Annotated in this window: 21 protein-coding genes and 2 tRNA genes; 9 read left to right on the top strand and 14 right to left on the bottom strand. The window is 32.2% G+C overall.

Annotated elements, in window-relative coordinates; genetic code table 11:
* Positions 1 to 2 precede the first annotated feature (2 nt).
* Both rdgB and EV01_RS06370 read right to left on the bottom strand, forming a co-directional pair.
* A complete protein-coding gene (gene rdgB / locus EV01_RS06365) occupies positions 3 to 578 on the bottom strand; it encodes an RdgB/HAM1 family non-canonical purine NTP pyrophosphatase (protein ID WP_032517610.1) in 576 nt (191 codons plus the stop codon).
* A gap of 2 nt (positions 579 to 580) precedes the next feature.
* The gene (locus EV01_RS06370) at positions 581 to 2,035 is read right to left on the bottom strand and encodes a phosphoglucomutase/phosphomannomutase family protein (RefSeq protein WP_032517397.1); all 1,455 of its coding nucleotides are present in this window, start codon (positions 2,033 to 2,035) and stop codon (positions 581 to 583) included.
* An 80-nt stretch (positions 2,036 to 2,115) separates the two neighbouring features.
* On the opposite strand from EV01_RS06370, the gene EV01_RS06375 reads away from it, so the two are divergent.
* Positions 2,116 to 3,534 carry a TM0106 family RecB-like putative nuclease gene (locus EV01_RS06375; protein WP_032517396.1) on the top strand — a complete coding sequence of 473 codons (1,419 nt, stop codon included), beginning with the start codon at positions 2,116 to 2,118 and terminating at the stop codon, positions 3,532 to 3,534.
* Here EV01_RS06375 and EV01_RS06380 read toward each other — a convergent pair.
* The gene (locus EV01_RS06380) at positions 3,520 to 4,356 is read right to left on the bottom strand and encodes a folate-binding protein YgfZ (protein WP_032517609.1); all 837 of its coding nucleotides are present in this window, start codon (positions 4,354 to 4,356) and stop codon (positions 3,520 to 3,522) included. The two genes, EV01_RS06375 and EV01_RS06380, sit on opposite strands and share 15 nt — an antisense overlap.
* Positions 4,357 to 4,365: 9 nt before the next feature.
* A complete protein-coding gene (gene pyrE, locus EV01_RS06385; RefSeq protein ID WP_032517395.1) occupies positions 4,366 to 4,926 on the bottom strand; it encodes an orotate phosphoribosyltransferase in 561 nt (186 codons plus the stop codon).
* 142 nt (positions 4,927 to 5,068) lie between these two features.
* On the opposite strand from pyrE, the gene EV01_RS0108820 reads away from it, so the two are divergent.
* The 3 genes from EV01_RS0108820 to EV01_RS06395 all read left to right on the top strand — a co-directional run bounded on the left by EV01_RS0108820 (position 5,069) and on the right by EV01_RS06395 (position 7,481).
* Positions 5,069 to 5,141, top strand: a tRNA-Ile gene (locus EV01_RS0108820).
* A gap of 18 nt (positions 5,142 to 5,159) precedes the next feature.
* Complete coding sequence (locus tag EV01_RS06390) at positions 5,160 to 6,428, top strand: hemolysin family protein (protein ID WP_032517394.1); 1,269 nt, start codon at positions 5,160 to 5,162, stop codon at positions 6,426 to 6,428.
* A 48-nt stretch (positions 6,429 to 6,476) separates the two neighbouring features.
* Positions 6,477 to 7,481 carry a Gfo/Idh/MocA family protein gene (locus EV01_RS06395; protein WP_032517393.1) on the top strand — a complete coding sequence of 335 codons (1,005 nt, stop codon included), beginning with the start codon at positions 6,477 to 6,479 and terminating at the stop codon, positions 7,479 to 7,481.
* Between the two features lie 27 nt (positions 7,482 to 7,508).
* On the opposite strand, the gene EV01_RS06400 is transcribed toward EV01_RS06395, so the two are convergent.
* Together EV01_RS06400 and tgt are read right to left on the bottom strand one after the other, a co-directional pair.
* Positions 7,509 to 7,649 carry a photosystem II reaction center protein K gene (locus EV01_RS06400; protein WP_011375837.1) on the bottom strand — a complete coding sequence of 47 codons (141 nt, stop codon included), beginning with the start codon at positions 7,647 to 7,649 and terminating at the stop codon, positions 7,509 to 7,511.
* A gap of 29 nt (positions 7,650 to 7,678) precedes the next feature.
* Positions 7,679 to 8,797: a tRNA guanosine(34) transglycosylase Tgt gene (gene tgt, locus EV01_RS06405; RefSeq protein ID WP_032517392.1), complete on the bottom strand. Its 1,119-nt coding sequence runs from the start codon at positions 8,795 to 8,797 to the stop codon at positions 7,679 to 7,681.
* 98 nt (positions 8,798 to 8,895) lie between these two features.
* On the opposite strand from tgt, the gene EV01_RS06410 reads away from it, so the two are divergent.
* The gene (locus EV01_RS06410) at positions 8,896 to 9,636 is read left to right on the top strand and encodes an adenosylcobinamide-GDP ribazoletransferase (RefSeq protein ID WP_032517390.1); all 741 of its coding nucleotides are present in this window, start codon (positions 8,896 to 8,898) and stop codon (positions 9,634 to 9,636) included.
* Here the strand turns inward: EV01_RS06410 and EV01_RS06415 are convergent.
* Complete coding sequence (locus EV01_RS06415) at positions 9,614 to 10,750, bottom strand: sensor histidine kinase (protein ID WP_032517389.1); 1,137 nt, start codon at positions 10,748 to 10,750, stop codon at positions 9,614 to 9,616. The two genes, EV01_RS06410 and EV01_RS06415, sit on opposite strands and share 23 nt — an antisense overlap.
* Positions 10,751 to 11,000: 250 nt before the next feature.
* Here EV01_RS06415 and EV01_RS06420 point away from each other — a divergent pair, with 250 nt between their 5' ends.
* The gene (locus EV01_RS06420) at positions 11,001 to 11,369 is read left to right on the top strand and encodes a DUF3155 domain-containing protein (protein ID WP_032523279.1); all 369 of its coding nucleotides are present in this window, start codon (positions 11,001 to 11,003) and stop codon (positions 11,367 to 11,369) included.
* On the opposite strand, the gene EV01_RS06425 is transcribed toward EV01_RS06420, so the two are convergent.
* Positions 11,366 to 11,983: an alpha/beta hydrolase gene (locus EV01_RS06425; protein WP_032517388.1), complete on the bottom strand. Its 618-nt coding sequence runs from the start codon at positions 11,981 to 11,983 to the stop codon at positions 11,366 to 11,368. The two genes, EV01_RS06420 and EV01_RS06425, sit on opposite strands and share 4 nt — an antisense overlap.
* Before the next feature lie 33 nt (positions 11,984 to 12,016).
* On the opposite strand from EV01_RS06425, the gene purH reads away from it, so the two are divergent.
* Positions 12,017 to 13,570, top strand: coding sequence for a bifunctional phosphoribosylaminoimidazolecarboxamide formyltransferase/IMP cyclohydrolase (gene purH / locus EV01_RS06430; RefSeq protein ID WP_032517387.1), 1,554 nt, complete (start codon positions 12,017 to 12,019; stop codon positions 13,568 to 13,570).
* On the opposite strand, the gene EV01_RS06435 is transcribed toward purH, so the two are convergent.
* The 4 genes from EV01_RS06435 to sfsA all read right to left on the bottom strand — a co-directional run bounded on the left by EV01_RS06435 (position 13,571) and on the right by sfsA (position 17,901).
* On the bottom strand, positions 13,571 to 14,131 hold the full coding sequence (locus EV01_RS06435; RefSeq protein ID WP_032517386.1) for a DoxX family protein: 561 nt from the start codon (positions 14,129 to 14,131) through the stop codon (positions 13,571 to 13,573).
* Positions 14,132 to 14,234: 103 nt separating this feature from the next.
* Positions 14,235 to 15,431, bottom strand: coding sequence for a 4-hydroxy-3-methylbut-2-enyl diphosphate reductase (locus tag EV01_RS06440; RefSeq protein WP_032517384.1), 1,197 nt, complete (start codon positions 15,429 to 15,431; stop codon positions 14,235 to 14,237).
* Positions 15,432 to 15,519: 88 nt separating this feature from the next.
* The gene (locus EV01_RS06445) at positions 15,520 to 16,980 is read right to left on the bottom strand and encodes an ammonium transporter (protein ID WP_011862304.1); all 1,461 of its coding nucleotides are present in this window, start codon (positions 16,978 to 16,980) and stop codon (positions 15,520 to 15,522) included.
* A 180-nt stretch (positions 16,981 to 17,160) separates the two neighbouring features.
* Positions 17,161 to 17,901, bottom strand: coding sequence for a DNA/RNA nuclease SfsA (gene sfsA / locus EV01_RS06450; RefSeq protein WP_032517383.1), 741 nt, complete (start codon positions 17,899 to 17,901; stop codon positions 17,161 to 17,163).
* Between the two features lie 70 nt (positions 17,902 to 17,971).
* Between sfsA and murJ the strand changes: the two genes are divergently transcribed.
* Positions 17,972 to 19,555, top strand: a complete 1,584-nt coding sequence (murJ, locus tag EV01_RS06455) for a murein biosynthesis integral membrane protein MurJ (protein WP_032517608.1) — start codon at positions 17,972 to 17,974, stop codon at positions 19,553 to 19,555.
* Positions 19,556 to 19,558: 3 nt separating this feature from the next.
* On the opposite strand, the gene EV01_RS06460 is transcribed toward murJ, so the two are convergent.
* Both EV01_RS06460 and EV01_RS0108815 read right to left on the bottom strand, forming a co-directional pair.
* Positions 19,559 to 19,843: a DUF3181 family protein gene (locus tag EV01_RS06460; protein WP_032517382.1), complete on the bottom strand. Its 285-nt coding sequence runs from the start codon at positions 19,841 to 19,843 to the stop codon at positions 19,559 to 19,561.
* Between the two features lie 14 nt (positions 19,844 to 19,857).
* Positions 19,858 to 20,109 carry a hypothetical protein gene (locus EV01_RS0108815; RefSeq protein ID WP_032517381.1) on the bottom strand — a complete coding sequence of 84 codons (252 nt, stop codon included), beginning with the start codon at positions 20,107 to 20,109 and terminating at the stop codon, positions 19,858 to 19,860.
* Positions 20,110 to 20,195: 86 nt separating this feature from the next.
* Here EV01_RS0108815 and EV01_RS06465 point away from each other — a divergent pair.
* Positions 20,196 to 20,269, top strand: a tRNA-Arg gene (locus EV01_RS06465).
* The last annotated feature ends 6 nt before the right edge of the window (positions 20,270 to 20,275 follow it).

Below are 20,275 nucleotides of genomic sequence, written 5' to 3'. Positions count from 1 at the left end.
ATTTAAGAAAAAATTTCAACTAAATCTGGAATAATTTTTTTTAATGCTTTACCTCTATGACTACAAGAATCTTTAATATCATTATTCATTTCAGCGAAAGTTAATCTGGTAGAACTCTCCTCAAAAATTGGGTCATACCCAAAACCACTTTTTCCTCTGGGATTTAAAATAATATTCCCATGACATTTGGCCTCAGATTCAATAATCACTTTACCATTTGGGGAACAAACACAAATATTAGCAATAAAGAAAGCAGTTCTATTTTGAACTCCATCAAGTTCTCTTAAAACTCGTTCAATTCTCTTCTGATCATTTTCTGCATATCTGGATGAGTAAATGCCAGGCTTACCACCTAGTGCTTCAATACAAATTCCTGAATCATCTGCAATTGAATAATTGTTTGTTTTTCGCGAAACTTCACTCGCTTTTTTAATTGCATTCTCTCTAAATGTCAGTCCATCCTCTTCAACTTCTAATGATTCTGGCTGGAGTAACAATTTACAATTAACTCTAGCAAGCAATTTCTTATATTCTTCAATTTTACCTTTATTCTTACTCGCTAAAAATAAATTTTTCATCCTTATTTTCCTTCCAAATTTATAAATTCTTGACCCCACTCTAATACCTCAATTAGATAAGATTCTTTCGGTGCTTCACAATATAACCTTAAAAGAGGTTCCGTTCCTGAAAACCTAAAAAGAAGCCAAAAATTTTTATCAATTCTCAACTTTATTCCATCGATCTTTGAGATACTTTTTAACTTGTGATTATTAATATTCTCAGGAATATTATCTATGATAAATTCTTTGACGTTATTTTTTTCTGACTGATTTGGAAATTTAATATCAATTCTTTTATAAAAACTTGGCCCAAAATCTTCTTGAATTTCATCTAAGGTTTCATATAAATATTGCGATTTATCAGCAATTCCATTTAATAAAACCATCGCTGCATATAGAGCATCTCTTTCAGGCATAAAGTCACCAAAACCAACTCCCCCAGATTCCTCGCCTCCAATAAATATTTTTTCTTTAATCATTTTTTCAGCAATATATTTAAAGCCAACTGGAAGTTCAACAACATCTCTATTTTGACTCTCTGATATATTTTTAATAATATCTGAACCGCTAACAGTCTTTAAAACTGGATAAGAATTATTTTTAATTTCGCCCAAATAGCTAATAAAGTATGGGAGTAAATCTTGAGTACTAGAGTATCTTCCTTTTTCATCAATTGCCGCAATTCTATCACCATCACCATCAAATATAATTCCTAAAGTTACCACTTCATTTGTTGCATTTTTCATTAGTGTTTGTTTTAGATCATCTGCATAATTCAAAAGAGGTTCAGGAGGTTTTCCTCCAAAAAAAGGATCAGCATTTTTCCTGATTTCTGAAATAACTCCTAAATCGCTAGAAGCAAAAATCTCAGCTATACAATTTGCAGCTGAACCATGCATAGAATCTACAAAAACTCTCAATTTCATTTTTTTTAATCTCTTGGAAATATAGTCAATATCAAAAAGGGATTTAATTCTATCTAAATGAAATTTCTTAATATCTACCAATTGATTAATACCATCTATTTTTTCAATTGAATTTCCAAGCATTAATCTTTTTTCAACTTCACTTGTAAAAGATTCGTCAACAGAACATCCATTAAAGCTCTTTATTTTCAGACCTAGCCAATTATATGGATTATGACTTGCTGTAATTACTAACGCTCCAAGACAACCGAATTCCTTAGCATAGAAACTACAAGAGGGTGTTGTAACAAAGCTATCAGATAAGATCGGTTCGAAACCACATCCTCTTACAAAAGGCACTATTTGCTGGGCAAAATCAGAGGCCATAAATCTACGATCATATCCAATAATAATTTTCTTTGAATTAACTTCTTTATAGTATTGATAATGCAACTCCTGACATGCAGCGACAACAACTCTTGAAAGATTGGACAGGTTAAAGTCAAAACCAATAATTCCTCTCCAACCATCAGTTCCAAATTTTATCTTATCTAATTTATCAGCTGTCAAATTTCAAATTTCCTTGATTTCTTTTAATTATCTATACTAATTTATATGAGTAAATTTTAAAACCGCCCTTAAAAAATAATTTGAATTCTCTTCATTTAAAAAGTTTTACAAGATGTAAAAGAAAAGCATGGCTCGATTTTAAGGGTAAAAAATCTTATGAAGTTTGGTCTCCCCATAAAGCTATAGATAAAATTAATCAGTTTCAAATTTTCTCTGAATTTTGTAATGGTGAAATATATACAGGATTAAAAGCCTGTGAAAATGGTTATCAAGGGGTAATTGGATTAAAAATCAAAGGAAATATTTTCCAAGATATAAACGCAGAGATCCTTCCACAATTACTTTTAAAGAATAAAGGTAAAAGTAAATGGGGACAATATAAATATTTACCTGCTGTTTATAAGTTAGGCCACAAAACAACTAAAGAACATTTATTCGACTTAGCTTTTTGTTCTATGCTATTGGAATCTTTTCAAGAATCTAAAATTGAGAAAGGATTAGTAATTTCAACTTTTTATAAAAAAGTTAAAGTTGAAGAAATTTATTTAAATAAAAAAATAAGAAAAAAAGTTTTAAATGTTTTATTAAATTTGAATGCATGCTTGGAGGGATCCATACCAGAAATAACTCAAGATAGAAAAAAATGTACTATTTGTTCCTGGCAAAAATTTTGTGACAAAGAAGCAAAAGAAAATGGATATTTGACAGATATAGATGGAATAGGGTCCAAAACAGCCTCGTTACTCGAAGCAAATGGAATAACTAATACCCAAACATTAGCTTCTTATAGTGAAAAACAACTTGGAGAGAAATTATCTAAATTCAACGATCAAAAGTATGAAAAAGCGTCGGTATTCGTAAAGCAAGCACAAGCTTATATTTCTGGGGAACCTTATCGCATTTCTAATAAAAATGATATTAACGATCTCCTTGAAAAAACATGTTCTGGATTTTATGTATTTGATATTGAGTCAAATCCAGATGATAAGCATGACTTTTTATATGGTTTTTTAAAAATAAATAATTTGTTTACAAAAAAAGAAGATCTTATTTATGAGCCAATCTTAAATCTCCAAAACAATAAGGGAGAATCTTACAGGAAAATTATTGAAATACTTCTTTCACAGAAGGAATGGCCAGTTTTACATTATGGAGAGACCGAAAAGATAGCAATAATAAATATTGCTAAAAATCTAAATTTTAGTTTTGAAGAAATTGATTCACTTGCCTCAAGATTTATAGACTTACATACCTTAATAAGAAAGTCTTGGATATTACCACTAAAAAACTATGGCTTAAAAACTGTTTCTAACTGGCTTGGATTTGAATGGATGCAGAAAAACGCAAGTGGATCGAAAGCCCTTTATTGGTGGATTCAATATCAAATTACAGAAAACGAAATATTTTTAAAAAAAATTATCCAATATAATAAAGATGATTGTTTGGCTACTCTACAAATTGCGGAATATTTAATCAAAAATCAATTAAAGAAAAATTGATCCTACAGATTTATTAATAACAATTTTTCCAAAAATTTCTGAAAAAAAATAACTTCCTTCCTCTAAATATTTTCTTTTTATCATTGCTAAACCTTTTATCTGAGAATCTGATCTAAAAAAACTTGTGATTTTGCCTACAGATATATCCTTGGCAGAATTTATATATAAATTTTTATCTTCAACGTCTAAATTCAAATTTGATTCAAATGATTTCCAAATTCTTATTTCCTGTTTTAAGGAAGAAACATTTTTTATTTTTGACATTGTTTCTTGTCCTAAATAACAACCTTTATTAAAATCTATAAGATCTTGTAATCCAAGCTCAAGAGGATTATTTTTTCCGTTTATTTCCATTTCTAATGAGGGTATTGCCTGATTAATCTTCCAAAGTTTTAAATCATTGGGATTTAGTAAATTTAGTTTGTTTTTATATATTTCAAATTCTTTATCATCTATTTTAAAGAAAATAGGCAGATAAGTTCTCCATGAATTAGATTCATCAATTTCCTGAATTCTATTTACCAAGAAAGGTTCACTTAAAAGTACATCATCCGCTGGAAAAATAATTTGATTAAAGTAATCAATTATTTCATGAGTGTTACCCATCAAGATAATCACTTCTAATTTTCCTTCTAAAAATATAATTTCAATTAATGCCCTTAGAACTCCATTTGGAGTTAGCCAACAAGTTTTGATAACTTTATTTCCTGAATTTAGAATATTACTCGTTGTTATTCCATTTAAAAATTTCCTGGCATCTTTCCCAGTAACAGAAAAACAATCAAATTTTTCAAGCCAAAACTTTTTTTTAAAATCTTGCATTTTAGACAATTATAAAAAGTCTTTTATTGTAAAAAGACTTTTTAATTTAACATTTTCATCGCTAAGTGCTTCATATCCTCCTTCTTGCCTATCAACTATAGACAAAACTTCTTCTACAACATAATTATTTTCTCTGAGCTTATTAATAGCTTTTATTACTGAACCAGCAGTTGTAACTACATCCTCCAAGACAGTAACCAAGGTGCCCTTTTCTAATAGGGGACCCTCTATCCCGGCTTTGGTACCGTATTGTTTAATTTCCTTTCGAATTATTAAACCATTTAGTTCTAAACCTTGAGAAGCTGCTTTGACAATTAATCCACTTACTAAGGGATCTGCTCCTAATGTCAATCCTGCTAAAGCTTTTGACCTTGAGTCTTTTAACTCTAAAAACAAATCACTTATTAAGTTTAGGCCTTCGCCATTTAATGATACAGGTTTACAGTTTAAATAATGGCTGCTTTTTTTTCCTGAAGATAAAGTGAAGCTTCCTCTCTTGTAAGATTTTTCAATTAACTGTTTTAACAATTTTGCTTTATTTAAGTCATACTTTTCAGAAAAATTACCCATTAGTAAAAGTTAAATTTATATTTAAAGATTAGAAGAAAAAAAAGAAATCTCACAAAAACTTCCTAATGAGGTGTTTTTTGAAATATTATTTTTATATTGTATATTGAAATTCATATGTAATTAAAATTACATTAATTCCCTTGGGGGTGTAGCAATCTGGTGAATGCACCAAACTCATAATTTGGCTAAGGCGAGTTCGATCCTCGCCACCCCCATTATTCATTTGTCATTGAATGAAAATAACTCTACTTTTATTTCTTTTATTTTTCCCCGCTTTTTTCGCAGCAAGCGAACTTTCTTTTTTATTAATAAGGCCAAGTAAAGTTTTAAGGTTGATAGAAGAAAAAAAGAAAGGAGCATTTTCAATTTTGAAGATTCAAAAACGCTTTAGATCCTCATTAATTGCCTCTCAATTTGGAGTAACAATTTCATTAATTGCAATTGGATGGCTCAGCAATAACCTGGCCAATGATTATTGGAAAAGAAATATTTTGTCAAATAGATTTTATGATCTTCTACTTTTTTTATTTGTTGTTTTAGTTGTTACTCTCGTTTCAGGACTGATTCCTAAAGCAATAGTAATTAACAATCCAGAATCTGCTGCATTAAAGCTTACAACAATATTCGATGCCGTCAGAAAAGCTATGAATCCTATAGTGAAGACAATAGAATTCTTTGCTAGTGCCTGTTTGGGTTTGTTCAATTTAAATAACAAATGGGATTCTTTAAACTCAGGTTTATCTGCAGGTGAATTAGAAACTCTTATAGAAACAGATAATGTAACAGGTTTAAAACCAGATGAGAAAAATATTCTTGAAGGAGTTTTTGCTTTAAAAGATACACAAGTTAAAGAAGTAATGATTCCAAGATCTGAAATGGTAACTTTGCCAAAAAATATAACCTTTGCAGAACTTATGAAACAAGTAGATAAAACTCGCCATGCTCGCTTCTTTGTGATTGGTGAGTCATTAGATGATGTATTAGGTGTATTAGATTTGCGATATCTAGCTAAGCCAATTTCAAAAGGTGAAATGGAAGCCAATACATTATTAGAGCCTTTCCTTTTACCAGTGACAAAAATTATAGAAACATGTTCGTTAGCAGAAATATTTCCGATAGTAAGAGACTATAATCCTTTCTTACTAGTAGTTGATGAACATGGAGGAACAGAGGGGCTCATAACTGCAGCTGATCTAAATGGCGAAATAGTTGGAGAGGAAATGCTCAACAATAGAATTTATTCAGACATGAGAATGTTAGATAATTTCTCTAAAAAATGGTCAATAGCTGGAAAATCAGAAATTATTGATATCAATAAGAAGTTAGGATGTTCCATTCCAGAAGGTGCAGATTATCATACTCTTGCTGGATTTATGCTAGAAAAATTTCAAATGGTTCCAAAAATTGGGGACGTTTTAGAATTTAATTACATTAAATTTGAAGTTATTTCTATGTCAGGTCCAAAAATTGATCGTGTTAAATTAATTCTTCCCAAAAGCTAAATGTGGCTCCTCATGGAGGATAATATTAATAAATACATGGACTAAATTATGCAACCAACCTCATCACCCGTAAAGGTTGGAGTCATAGGCATAGGGAATATGGGCTGGCATCATGCTCGAGTACTAAGTTTACTCAAAGATGCGAATCTCGTTGGGGTAGCAGATCCAAATGAAGAGAGAGGTAAATTAGCTATTGAACAATTTCAATGTGAATGGTTCAAAAATTATAAGGACTTAATTCCAAAAGTGGATGCTATTTGTATCGCTGTTCCGACTCTACTTCATCATAAGGTAGGACTAGATTGTCTAAATGGAGGTACTAACGTTCTTATTGAAAAACCAATTGCAGCTAATGAACTGGAGGCAAAATCATTAATAGAAGCAGCTAATGCAAGCAATTGTCTATTACAAGTTGGGCATATTGAAAGATTTAATCCTGCTTTTAGAGAATTAAATAAAATAGTAAATAACGAAGAAATTGTTGTCTTAGAAGCAAGGAGGCACAGTCCTCATGCAGACAGAGCAAATGATGTGTCTGTAGTAATGGATTTAATGATTCATGACATTGATCTTATTTTAGAGCTTGTAAACTCAAAAATACAAAAATTAGCAGCTGTTGGAGGAAGAAATAGCGAAGGATTAATAGATTATGTTAATGCTACTTTAGTCTTTAAAAATAATGTTATTGCAAGCTTAACTGCTAGCAAAATGAGTCACAAAAAAATTAGAAATTTAAGTGCTCACTGCCAAAATAGCCTAGTAGAAACTGATTTCTTAAATCACTCATTACAAATTCATCGAAAGTCTCATGAATCATACACAGCAGAGCATGGAGAATTAGTTTATAGAAATGATGGATATGTCGAAGAAGTAAGCACAACCTCCATTGAACCTCTTTATGCAGAACTGGAGCATTTTCTAAAATGCGTTCAGGGCAAAGAAACTCCTGAGGTAGATGGTGAGCAAGCCTCAAGAGCATTAAAAATTGCTGATTTTATAGAGAGTGCTGTAGATAATTCGGGAGATGCGATTTTATTAGAAAATCCTTTCTAACACTAACAATCAAAAACTAAAAGAATTTTATTTAAATCCAACTGCAGCTTGCCAAACAAATACCAACAAAAAGAAAAATAAAGGAATAAGTGGAAGAACATCAACGGTTGGAGCGAAGGCCTTATAAGCCTCGGGCAATTCAGCAAATGTATTAAATAGAATGAGCACCTTTTTAATAAATTAATTATGATAAGACGTTACCACGTATGGTGAGCAATAGAGGATGTTTTCCAAGGAGCGAAATCATTTGTAAAACAATTATCTCTAATTGCAGTAGAAATTGCATTGGTAAATCTTATTAAGTGAGCAATATTATGCAAACTTATTAGGGATAGTCCTAATATTTCGTCATTTCTAATTAGATGATGCAAATATGCTCGAGAATAAGATTTACAGGTCTCGCATTTACAAGTTTTGTCAATCGGAGAAAAATCATTTTTGAATCGAGCATTTCGCAAATTCAATCTTTCATCATTAAAAAATGCAGTCCCATGTCTTCCTAGTCTTGTAGGTAAAACACAGTCAAATATATCGAATCCATTAGCAACAGCTAAAGAAATTTCTCTTAAAGAGCCAATTCCCATTAAATATCTTGGTTTATTGATTGGTAAGAACTTCGGGACGTAATTAATTACATTATGTATTTCTTCGACTGCCTCGCCAACACTGACACCTCCCACTGCTATTCCGGGCAGATCAAAAGAACTTGTATATTTTGCGCTAAATTCTCTCAATCTCGGATACTTACCACCTTGAACTATACCGAATAATGCTTGATTTGATTTCTTATGAGTCTCAACACATTTTTGCAACCATGAATGAGTTCTCTGTAGAGAATCCTCAATATCATTTTCATTAGCTGTATGCGGAGGACAATGATCAAAAGCCATCGCAACATCCGATCCAAGATCCATTTGAATCTGTATTACTTTTTCTGGTGACAAAAATACATGATTACCATCTCTTGGATTTTTAAATTCCACACCTTCATCAGAAATATTATTTAATTTGGCCAAACTAAAAACTTGATATCCTCCGGAATCAGTAAGAATTGGCTTAGGCCAATTCATGAACTTATGTATTCCTCCAGATTCTTTAACAAGTTTTTCTCCAGGTTGCAAATGAAGATGAAAGGTATTTGAAAGAATCATTTCTGACCCTGTGGAGGTTAACTGCTTAGATGAAATTCCTTTAACCGTTGCCAAAGTACCCACAGGCATAAATTTTGGTGTACTAACCTGACCATTTGGCGTATGAAAAATACCAGTTCTGGCACCTGTGTTACTGCAATTCGATGTAATTTCAAATTCAAACACAATAATTTATAAAATTTTTTGATCCTTTTTTATTAATCTACCCTATTATTTAATATTGATTCTATTTTTATCTCATCAAAAAATATTTCATAAAAAATTTGGCAGGATCTTGGATTTTCTATACGACATTTCCAAAGATACCTTTTATTAATCCCGAATTTAAAAATATTGCGCAATTTGCGCCGCTTTTAGGATTTTTTATTGGAACAATACAGAGTTATATTTTTCTTTTTTTAAGATCAAACTATTGGTCAATTTATGCATCAACATTAGTTTGTTTGGCTTCAGGATATTTAATTACTGGTGGTCTACACCTTGATGGTTTAATGGATACTTTCGATGGAATTTTTGCGGGTAAAAAGAAACGTTTAAAAGCCATGAAAGACAGTAAAGTTGGATCCTTTGGCGTTCAAGCTTTAGTTTTTATAACTTTAATTCAAATTGCTTGCATACTGACAATTCAAAATCTAATAATCTTCGTTTTACCTTTATGCTTATTTTGGGGAAGATTTTCAAATTTATTTTTTATAGAAAAGTTTAAGTATATTAGTTATAAGAAAAAATCTATAAGTCACAAAAAGTTTTGGAATGGATTTAAAAAAGAATCTTTGATCTCCATTATTTTTCTTTTAATTTTCATTGCATACCAATTTCTCTCAATTACATCCCAAGCAATATTAATTAAATTTTTAATTCTTATTTTTATTGGTATTTTTATAAGCTATTTTATCCCAAATATACTAGGCAATAAAATTGGAGGCTTCAATGGAGATGCCTGCGGAGCAAGTGTTGTACTAGTTGAAACTGTAATGTTGTTTATGCATGCAATTCTTTTATAGGTAGTTCTAAATAGAAAATATTTTTCTTCTTAAGATTTTTTAATTTCTCAGTATCATCACTCGAGTTATTTTCCAACAATCTCAAATCTCCTCCAATTTGTTTTGCTAATTTTCTTGCCAAAAAAAGTCCCACACCGGTCCCATCCTTCTTTTTTGCAGCAGATCCTCTAAAACCTTTTTCAAAAATTTTCTCGTTTTCATTTTTGGTTATTTTTTTACCATCATCAAATATACAAAGTCCATTACTCGTAATTACGAGTCCAATTTCAGTATCTTTTTGGGCATATTTAAACGCATTTTCTAATAAATTGGCCACTATTTCGGCAATTACAGCATATTTTGCCTTTAATGGCGAAATTGTCCAATCTGGCCAAAGAGAAGGTTCAGTCCAATCTCTATTCTCTAAGTCCGCATTAGCTTTACCCCTTTCTAATATTGGTCTCAATAAACTTTGAACAGTTATTATCTCTTTATTATCTAAATTTGGTGGTAATAATAATCTTTCCTCTCCAATTTCTAGAGGAAGTTGAATAGGTGAATTTAATTGTGCAAAAGAATCCATATATTGATTAATTTGTTTTTGCTCTATTATCATGCGTTCGACTATTTCAATAGAATCATCATCTGAACCAAGTCTTTTGATTAATAATTTTGCATATGTTCTAATAGCAGCTAATGGATTCCTTAATTGATGAATTATGACATTGACCTGATTTTTTAAATAATTAACTTCTTCATTTTTATTTTGACGTTCTAGTTCTATAGAGACGCATTTAGCTAAAGACACTGAAAGCGCTTTTAATCTAGAATCCAGAGTTACTGGCCAATTCCCCCCTTTTAAATCAGTTTCAACCCTAAGGACACCAAGTAGAATATCGTTTTCTTGTAAAGGGTACCATCTTCTATTAGGCGAAGAAACCTTTAGTGAAGGATCATCTTCTATTGAAGTAAGTAACCGATCAATTTGTGGCCATTGACCAATCATTTCAAAAGATGCTTTAGTTCCTTGCTTCGCTGAAGCAAGATACATAACTAAATTTGTCACGCCCATTGAGCAGCCAAAACTCTCTAACTGTTTTAAAATGAGCTCTTCAAATTTTTTTGAAAGATTCATAATTAATAAAATTTTGGGAAATTTTTTAAAAAAAAAATTAAAAAAGGGCTTGTAAAATATGAAAAAAGTATTAAGATATATAAAGAGGTCTGACTTTAGCCAGCCTTAAATATGAATATTTAATCATATTTTAAGCTACATCAGGGGTTGATGGGTCCTCTATGTAATTTGAAGTGAATTTAAAATCACATATAAGATTAGTAAAAATAACTAAGACTAATCTCATTAATAATTTCAGGAGTACCAATCAATGTCAAAAAAAAGAAAAAGAATCAGCAGAAGAAGATTGGCTGGCCAAAGAGTAATGGCACATGTACCTATTTATCATATCGAAACTGGCAAACATAAACCAATTACAGCCGCAAGAAGATTCATAGCTGAAAATGGTCTCTCTGCACCTTCAGTTTTCAATGTCAGAAGAAATGAACACACCACCGATAGATTTTTTTGGGGTGAAAAAGGTTTGTTTAGCGCACAATATGCTGAAGAAAATCATTTTCTATTTCCATCACTAAAAGTTGTAGTTGAAGGAATTGGTGAAGAAAAAATATTTGAGGGTCTAGAACTTACTGCAGATGATTGGGAAGAGATTGAAGAATATGAATATGCTTTTGTTTAAAAAATATTGCTTATATTTGAACTTATAAAATTAATTAAATTTGAATCAATTTGATGAGATCCATCGAATTCTAGTAATTCACAAAATTTAGAGGACTTACTCTTTACCTTTTCATAAATATTCCTAGAAGCATTTACAGGCACAACGTCATCAAGTAAACCATGACTAATAATAAATGGCGATAATGTTTCTCCAGGGGCCCAGTTGGGGTGAGGATAACCACTACAAGCAACAATTAATCCAAAATTTAACTTAAATCCCGCATCAATTGCCATTGCCGCCCCCTGAGAGAACCCCAACAAAATTGTTTTTCTTAGTGGAATCTGATCAGTATCAAATTTTTTTAATGTAACTAAAAGTTTATTGACTTCAACCTCAGCTCCATTCCAATCATGTGGGTATAATCCATACCACTGCCTTCCCTGACCACTTGGGTGTAATCCAGGACCCCTTAAAGAAATTACCTCAAAATCAAGATTTATTTTTTCAGTCATCTCCTTTCCAAATGTTAAAAGGTCATCTGAATCAGCTCCCCAACCATGCATCAAAATAATTCTATGAGTTGCAGTTTGAGAGCTAATCGAGACAAATTCATGATCGATAGCATATTTCATGTTTATATTCTTAAGTAAGTAAACTTTTCCATAATGTCTCCATTAGCTTTAGTAAGTGTCTCTGATAAAAAAAATATAATCCCATTTTGTAAGGAATTGGTAGAGCAATTTAATTATAAAATTCTATCAAGTGGAGGAACTGCCAAACATCTTATAGAGGCTAAAATTCCAGTTATTAAAGTTGCTGATTTTACTAATTCTCCAGAAATTCTTGGAGGAAGAGTTAAAACTTTACATCCAAAAATACACGGGGGAATATTAGCTAAAAGAACTGATGAGGAACATAAAAAAGATATAGAAGCTAACAATCTTGAGTTAATTGACTTAGTAGTTGTAAATTTATATCCTTTTAAAAAAACTGTAGATCAGGGAGCTAAATGGGAAGAAGCTATTGAAAATATCGATATCGGAGGGCCATCTATGATTCGTTCTGCAGCTAAAAATCACAAGAATGTTTCGGTTTTAGTAGATCCTAGTCAGTATCAAAATTTTCTTGAAGAAAGTAAAAAAGGCGAATTAAAAGACTCATATAAAGCAAAATTAGCCCTTGAAGCTTTTCAACACACAGCAGACTATGACACTGCAATATCTAATTGGATAAGAAAAGAAAGAGATTTACAATCTTCCAAATATATTGAATCTTATCCACTAATCAAAACCTTAAGATATGGGGAGAATCCACATCAAAAAGCTTTCTGGTATGGTTTAAATAACGTTGGATGGAACTCAGCAGAACAACTTCAAGGAAAAGACTTAAGTTATAACAATCTATTAGATCTAGAGTCGGCACTTTCAACAGTTTTAGAATTTGGCTACACAGAAAAAGATGATGTAACAAACGACATGTTTGCCGCTGTTATTTTAAAACACAATAATCCTTGTGGTGCCTCCATAAGTAATTCAGCTTCTAAAGCATTTTTGAATGCCCTGGAATGCGACTCTGTTAGTGCATTTGGAGGAATAGTTGCTTTTAATTCAAATGTTGATAGTGAGACCGCAATTCACCTCAAAGATATTTTCTTAGAGTGTATAGTCGCTCCATCTTTTGATGAGGAAGCTTTAGAAATTTTAAAAGTTAAAAAGAATTTAAGAATTTTAAAATTTGCAAAAAATCAACTTCCAAAAAAGAATCAAAATTCTACTAAATCAATAATGGGAGGATTACTTGTTCAAGATACTGACGATAGTGAAGAAAAAACTGAAAATTGGATTTCAGTAACAGATAAAAATCCGAGTAATCAAATTAACTTAGATCTAAATTTTGCATGGAGAATTTGCAAGCACGTGAAATCCAATGCCATTGTTATTGCAAAAGACCAAAAAACTATTGGTATTGGTGCTGGACAAATGAATAGAGTTGGAGCAGCAAAAATTGCATTAAAAGCAGCTGGAAGTTTGTGCTCTGATGCTGTCTTAGCAAGCGATGGATTTTTTCCATTTGCGGATACTGTAGAGTTAGCAAATGAATATGGAATAAAAGCTATTATTCAACCTGGAGGAAGTCTAAGAGACCAAGAAAGTATTGATATGTGTAATTTGAAAGGAATCTCAATGGTATTTACCCAAAAAAGGCACTTCTTACATTAATTATGTTGATTTTGGATAATATGTTATTTTGTTTGTCTTTCTAAATAAAGATAGCCTGCCAGGACCTGCACATAGAAAGTAAAGAGAAATAGCCCCATATATAAAAGACAATTCGAAAGCATAATTATGACCCTCGACCACTGCCAGAGGAAAACCTTCTAGTCCAGTATCAAGAAGATGAAAATAAACTGCGAATGCCATGGTGGAGAATAGACCAAGAGAAGAAAGCCTAGCAAAAACCCCCAAAGCCAAACCTACTGGACATACCAATTGAGTAATTGCTGCTCCAAAAGTCCAAATAACAGGATCGCCTGGCAAAAATGGAAAGTACTTACCAACTACAAACTCAGCAAAACCTTGCGGATCCTGAAGTTTCTCAAGGCCATGGTGAATCATCAAAGCACAAAAACCTATTCTTAAAACAAAAATTGATAGTTCTCCAAGGATATTAACTTCTGACCCTGAAGATGAATTGGCAACCACAACTTCAACTTTTTGGGGGGCTTTAGTTCTATTCATACTTGCAGTTTGAATCTGATCTGTTTGTGCTTTGTCTTCCATACTTCATTATTTTTTCATTATTCTAGTTAATAAAGTAGATCTTTTGGAATTATCTGACTAATAAATTAAAAAAACTAAGCAAATTTATAAATACATAAGAAATTCATGAAGCAATATCAATTAACTTTTCAATAACATCTGCTACGACCTTATCAGGAGTGGATGCACCTGAGGTAATTCCAACATTAATTTTTCCACTAGGTAGAAAATTATTTTTAAGTTCTAATTCTGATCCTAGTGGTTTATGAAATATTGAGTTTTCTTTAACTGATATCCTCTCTGGGGTATCAATGTGAAAAGAAGAAATATTTTTAGTAATTGCTATTTCTTGTAAGTGGGTAGTATTGGAAGAATTGAACCCTCCAATAACCACTAGGATATCAAGGTCTTCATCAACCAGAGAGAACATTGCATCTTGTCTTTCTTCAGTCGCATCACAAATAGTATTAAAAGCTAAAAAGTGACTATTTACATTTTCTGGTCCAAATTTTTTTAACATCGTTCTTTCAAACACCTTTCCAATTTCCTCAGTCTCGCTCTTGAGCATAGTTGTCTGATTTGCAACTCCCACTCTATCTAAATCCTTATCAGGATCAAATCCATTAGAACAGGCTTTAGCAAATTTGTTCATAAACTCATTTCTATTACCTCTCCCCAGAATATATTCCGATACGTAGTTTGCTTCTTCTAGATCAAGTACGACTAAATATTTACCTGCGAATGAACTTGTAGCGAGAGTCTCTTCATGTTTAAATTTTCCATGAATAATGGATGTGAAAATATGTTTTTTATGTTTTTCAACTGTATGCCAAACCTTAGAAACCCATGGACAAGTTGTATCAATTATATGACAACCTTTCTCATGCAAGAGTTTCATTTCTTGAACAGTAGCGCCGAAAGCAGGAAGTATAACAACATCCCCGTTAGACACTAAAGAAAAATCTTTAATTCCATTTTTAGCTGAAATGAATTTTACATTCATTTTTCTTAAATGATCATTAACCGAGGGATTATGAATAATTTCATTTGTTATCCAAATATTTTCTTTTGGGTAATGTCTTCTAGTTTCATAAGCCATTGCGACAGCTCTTTCAACTCCCCAACAGAAACCGAAAGCTTGGGCCAATTTAATATTTAGTCTGCCTTTAGTGTAAGTAAAACCATTATCCCTGATAGAACTTATCAAATCACTTTGGTAAGCTTCTTCTAACGCTTGAGCTCTTTTTGTTGGAGAATCGAAACCCCTTCTGTTGTATCTATCAGAATGATGAAGTGATCTTCTAAAAGCTTGTGTATCCATCTTTCTATATTACAACGTTTTAAATAATTTTCGTAAAAAAAAAGAAACCTGACATAAGTCAGGTTTCTCAAATCAATTTTCAGTTAGATTATTTAGCAGATGCAAAGTCTGGATATGCTTCCATTCCATGCTCTCCTATATCTAAGCCTTGAGTCTCTTCCTCTTCAGATACTCGGATTCCACCGAACAATCCTCCAATTACAGACCAGGCAATCCAGCAAGTAACTAGTGTCCAAATAGCATAAGCTGCGGCACCAAGAGCTTGAACTAGAAGAAGGGTAATACCTCCGCCATTGAACAATCCCATACCTGCTCCATCACCTTGTACAGCTGTACCCCAAAGACCGATAACTACAGTACCCCATACACCACAAACTCCGTGAACAGAGAATGCACCTACAGGATCATCGATCTCAGCGGCATCAAGTGCTGCAACAGAAAATACAACAATAATTCCGCCCACTAGTCCTGCGAACCAGGCTCCAGCAAGGGTCATATCACCACAACCAGCAGTGATACTAACCAAACCAGCAAGGATTCCGTTAATTATCATTGTAAGATCAGGCTTACCAGAAGTTAAAGTTGAAACAATAGTTGCACCAATAGCTCCAGCTGCTGCTGCCAAAGTAGTTGTTACAGCAACGTATGGAACCCATTGATCCATAGCAAGTTGAGAACCGGGATTAAAACCATACCAACCTATCCATAGAACTAATGCACCAAGAGTAGCTATTGCCATATTGTGTCCTGGCATAGCCTGTGGTTTCCCATCAGAGTATTTGCCTATTCTTGGCCCAAGAAGCATAGCTCCTACAAGACCAGCCCATGCTCCAACTGAGTGAACAATTGAAGAACCAGCAAAGTCTACAAAACCTAAAGAATCAAGCCAACCACCATTCCATTTCCAGCTACCAGCAATTGGATATATAAATGCAGTTAATACAACAGCAAAAACAACAAATTCTCCAAATTTAACTCTTTCAGCAACAAGACCGGATACGATAGTTGCCGCAGTTCCTGCAAATGCAGACTGGAACAAGAAATCAACTGTTGGGACTAATCCAGCATCAGTTACCATATCTGCAGTAACTGTTGGATCAAAAAATAAGCCGCCAAAATAAAGCCATCCGTCAGCAACACTACCTCCGTACATTAATGAGTAGCCGATAAACCAATATGAGGTTACAGCTAGAGCAAATACGAATAGGTTTTTAGCAAGGATGTTAACTGCGTTCTTAGAACGACACATACCTGCCTCAACCATAGCGAAACCAGCGTTCATAAAGATCACTAAAATAGTAGCGATCAAAAGCCATAAATTGTTAGCAAGAAAAGCTGCATTCAACTCAGGTAAATCAGCTGCGTGAGCTGAAAGATTAAAAATACCTAAACCAAACAAAGCTAAAGGAACAGTTGCAAGCCACAACATAGAGCGGTTTGAACTAAATCCTCGAATACTCCTCAAAAGGAGCATAGGTCCATTTACAAGACTTGCATCTTGTAACTTGGACCTAGAGCGCCTTTGAGGCGTTTGCAAAGCAGTGGTCATAAAAAAAAATTAGATCTGCAAAAAAACAGTTTGTGCTGTTTTCTTTCATTTTCAATTTTGCTCAAAAAACTAATTAGTGTCTAGTAGTCGTTGTTACCAATTTTATAGTTGCATCCTAAAAATATATCTGTTAAATTAAAAAATTTTTTTTTTGGGAGTTTTAAAATTTCAAGATTATATTTATTTCAAAGGTTTTATCCCTTTCCATGATACGTGGTCTTTATGAAATTCGAAGGAACATGGGATAGTTATCAATCCTGCACTTAAAGATTCTCTAAAAAGATTGCCGTATAAGGGATCTGCATCATCTCCAGGTGCAAAAAAACAAGCATCTTTTCTCGTAATACAAAGTACCAAAACACTTTTACTTTCAGGAATTAATTCCTTTAATTCAATGAGGTGTTTTTGACCTCTTTTCGTTACTGTATCTGGGAATAGAGCTACATTTTCTTTAATCCAAGTCGTATTTTTAACCTCTATGTAAATGTTACGTTTATCAGGATTTGAAGATTTTGGGGTTAAAAAAAAGTCAATTCTGCTTTTTTTATCTTTTCCGTAGGGCACTTCAGATTTGATTGTCTCTATTTCACCTATTGTTTCTATTAAAAGATTTTTCTCAATAACCTTTTTGATTAACTTGTTTGCGAATAGAGTATTAATACCTACCCAAACTTCCTCATTTTTTGCATTAAGAACACATATCTGTTCCCAAGTAAAAGGTAATTTTCTTTTTAAAGAAGAAGAAACACTTATTCTTACTTTTGCTCCCTCACTCAAAAGTCCCTTCATTGGGCCCGTGTTAGCACAATGAGCAGTTACTACCTCTCCACTCTCTAATTCAATATCTGCGAGAAACCTTTTATACCTTTTAATTAAAACCCCTTCAATTAATGGATCAAAATCAATTAACCGATCATTCATAAATATGTCGTTGGTTAGAAATCAAATATAATTGAAACTTAAACTTATTGAAAAATTTAGACCATTCCAAATGCATTCATTTTTAAAAAATAATGTTTTTTCAATTTCGTTTGGTACTAGTCTAAGTAAATTAGCTGGATGTATAAGACAAATATTTATAGCTGCTGCTTTTGGGGTTGGTGTAACGTACGACGCGTTTAATTATGCATATATAATTCCTGGTTTTTTGCTAATAATCATTGGGGGTATTAATGGTCCCTTGCATAACGCAGTGGTTGCAGTTTTAACTCCGCTTAACAAAAAAAATGGAGGGATTATTTTAACTCAAGTAAGCATAAAACTCTCAATATTATTAATAATTTTAGCCATATTGATTTACTCAAATTCCAGTTTACTAATTGATTTATTGGCCCCGAATTTAAGTTATGAAGCAAAATCTATTGCCACTTACCAATTACAAATACTTACACCTTGCATCCCTTTATCCGGCTTCATAGGTTTAAGTTTTGGCGCCTTAAATTCCCAAAGAAAATTCTTTTTATCAAGTATAAGTCCTGCAATAACAAGCGTAACTATTATTTTTTTTATTTTATTTAGTTGGATTTTCAACCAAGAAAATACATCTTCTAATTTCTTTGCTTATACGGGATTACTGGCATTTGCAACTTTGACAGGAACTTTAATTCAGTTTGTTGTTCAAATTTGGGAAATAAAAAAAATTGGTCTCTTGAGATTAGAGTCAACCTTCAATTTATATAAAGATGAAGAGAGGAGAATTTTTAAACTAATTATTCCAGCATCTATCTCATCAGGTTTAAGTCAAATTAATGTTTTTATCGATATGTTTTTCGCTTCAAGTTTTCAAGGCGCAGCATCTGGACTAGCTTACGGAAACTTTCTTATACAAGCCCCCTTAGGCATATTATCTAACTCCTTGATTCTGCCATTACTTCCAAAATTTTCTAAATTAAGAAGCGAAAAAGACAAAAGAGGTCTCCAAAAAAAATTGATATCTGGGATAGAGTACTGTTTCTTAACAGCTATTTTTTTAACAGGATTTTTCATAACATTCAATAATCAAATCGTACAATTAGTTTTTCAAAGAGGATCTTTTGATTATTCAGCAACTTTAAAAGTAAAAAATATATTAATTGCTTATGCAGTTGGCATACCATTTTATCTTTATAGAGATTTATTAGTAAGAACTTACTATTCAATAGAAAAAACAAAATTCCCTTTTAAGTCTTCATTTGCAGGGATAATTTTTAATATTTTTTTTGATTGGTTTTTAATTGGTGCCCCAATTAAGAATTTTGGGAATCTTTCTCCATATAATTTCGGAGTTGTGGGAATAATCTTTTCTTCAGTAATAGTCAACCTTATAGTCTGTATTTTGCTTTCTTTTAATCTACGAAATGAAGATATCGATTTACCTAACTTGGATTTATTGAGGAAAATTAGCCTCATGTCATTAGCAGCATTTATAGACAGCACGCTTTGTTTTACTATCCTCCAAACTACTAATAACTTCAATTCAAATCTTTCAGAATTTTTAATATTAATATTTGGAACTCTAACTTTTTTTGTGATTTATTTTTTACTTACAAAATTATTTAAAGTAAATAAATTCAAAGTTTCAAAAAAAGAGATTTAGTTTTTAAAAAAAGCTTTCCAAAATCTCTTCTAATTCTAGAATTTGTGATTTAGTGATTAAATTAATCAGTGGAATACTATTAACACCATCACCTACTTTTACATTTATTGCTTTCAGACTTAATTTTGCAGCCTCCAATGGACTTTGATCTTTATTGCTGATACATTCAATAGCAAGATGCCTAGCTAGTCCAGCGTCTCCAAGATACAAATTCCACTTTTCTATTTTTATAAAAACCTTTTCGGAAATAACATTTTCTAGATCACTTATACTTATCTGAGAGTCCATAAATAGAAATTAATTTAAGTTGATTGTTTTGAAGTATCTTTAGGTTTTTTTATAATTACGAAAAGTAAATGGGAGACCAAAAGAACTGACCAGACAATTGCAAAATTACTAAAGTAGCTGATTTCATATTTAATCTCCTTTAAAAGCCACGTACCACTTACAATCGCAGTAAATATCATGCAGTGAATAACAAAATTTACTATTCGAGAAAAATGTTTATAGATAGGATCTTCTGAGTCACCATTTCCGTACCACTTTATAGGCATATTAATAATTAGATTGTTAATAATAGATATTTTACCCGAAATCTAGTTGACTAAGAGACCCTGAAACAGAGATATTACATAATTATGCGCCTGTAGCTCAGTGGATTAGAGCACCTGACTACGGATCAGGGTGTCGGGAGTTCGAATCTCTCCAGGCGCGTTTAAA

It is taken from the genome of Prochlorococcus marinus str. MIT 9401, assembly GCF_000760095.1.
Taxonomy (GTDB): domain Bacteria; phylum Cyanobacteriota; class Cyanobacteriia; order PCC-6307; family Cyanobiaceae; genus Prochlorococcus_A; species Prochlorococcus_A marinus_I.
Note: the sequence above shows the minus strand (reverse complement) of the source record. Positions and strands in the feature narration are given on the sequence as shown.

Bases quoted from the DNA above. Each gene is read 5' to 3' on its own strand.
- murJ (WP_032517608.1), top strand. From the start codon at position 17,972: ATGCATTCATTTTTAAAAAATAATGTTTTTTCAATTTCGTTTGGTACT.
- EV01_RS06395 (WP_032517393.1), top strand. From the start codon at position 6,477: ATGCAACCAACCTCATCACCCGTAAAGGTTGGAGTCATAGGCATAGGG.
- rdgB (WP_032517610.1), bottom strand. From the start codon at position 578: ATGAAAAATTTATTTTTAGCGAGTAAGAATAAAGGTAAAATTGAAGAA.
- EV01_RS06460 (WP_032517382.1), bottom strand. From the start codon at position 19,843: ATGGACTCTCAGATAAGTATAAGTGATCTAGAAAATGTTATTTCCGAA.
- pyrE (WP_032517395.1), bottom strand. From the start codon at position 4,926: ATGGGTAATTTTTCTGAAAAGTATGACTTAAATAAAGCAAAATTGTTA.
- EV01_RS06435 (WP_032517386.1), bottom strand. From the start codon at position 14,131: ATGGAAGACAAAGCACAAACAGATCAGATTCAAACTGCAAGTATGAAT.
- EV01_RS06380 (WP_032517609.1), bottom strand. From the start codon at position 4,356: ATGCAAGATTTTAAAAAAAAGTTTTGGCTTGAAAAATTTGATTGTTTT.
- EV01_RS0108815 (WP_032517381.1), bottom strand. From the start codon at position 20,109: ATGCCTATAAAGTGGTACGGAAATGGTGACTCAGAAGATCCTATCTAT.
- EV01_RS06415 (WP_032517389.1), bottom strand. From the start codon at position 10,750: ATGAATCTTTCAAAAAAATTTGAAGAGCTCATTTTAAAACAGTTAGAG.
- EV01_RS06420 (WP_032523279.1), top strand. From the start codon at position 11,001: ATGTCAAAAAAAAGAAAAAGAATCAGCAGAAGAAGATTGGCTGGCCAA.
- EV01_RS06390 (WP_032517394.1), top strand. From the start codon at position 5,160: ATGAAAATAACTCTACTTTTATTTCTTTTATTTTTCCCCGCTTTTTTC.
- EV01_RS06445 (WP_011862304.1), bottom strand. From the start codon at position 16,980: ATGACCACTGCTTTGCAAACGCCTCAAAGGCGCTCTAGGTCCAAGTTA.
- purH (WP_032517387.1), top strand. From the start codon at position 12,017: ATGTCTCCATTAGCTTTAGTAAGTGTCTCTGATAAAAAAAATATAATC.
- EV01_RS06425 (WP_032517388.1), bottom strand. From the start codon at position 11,983: ATGAAATATGCTATCGATCATGAATTTGTCTCGATTAGCTCTCAAACT.
- sfsA (WP_032517383.1), bottom strand. From the start codon at position 17,901: ATGAATGATCGGTTAATTGATTTTGATCCATTAATTGAAGGGGTTTTA.
- EV01_RS06440 (WP_032517384.1), bottom strand. From the start codon at position 15,431: ATGGATACACAAGCTTTTAGAAGATCACTTCATCATTCTGATAGATAC.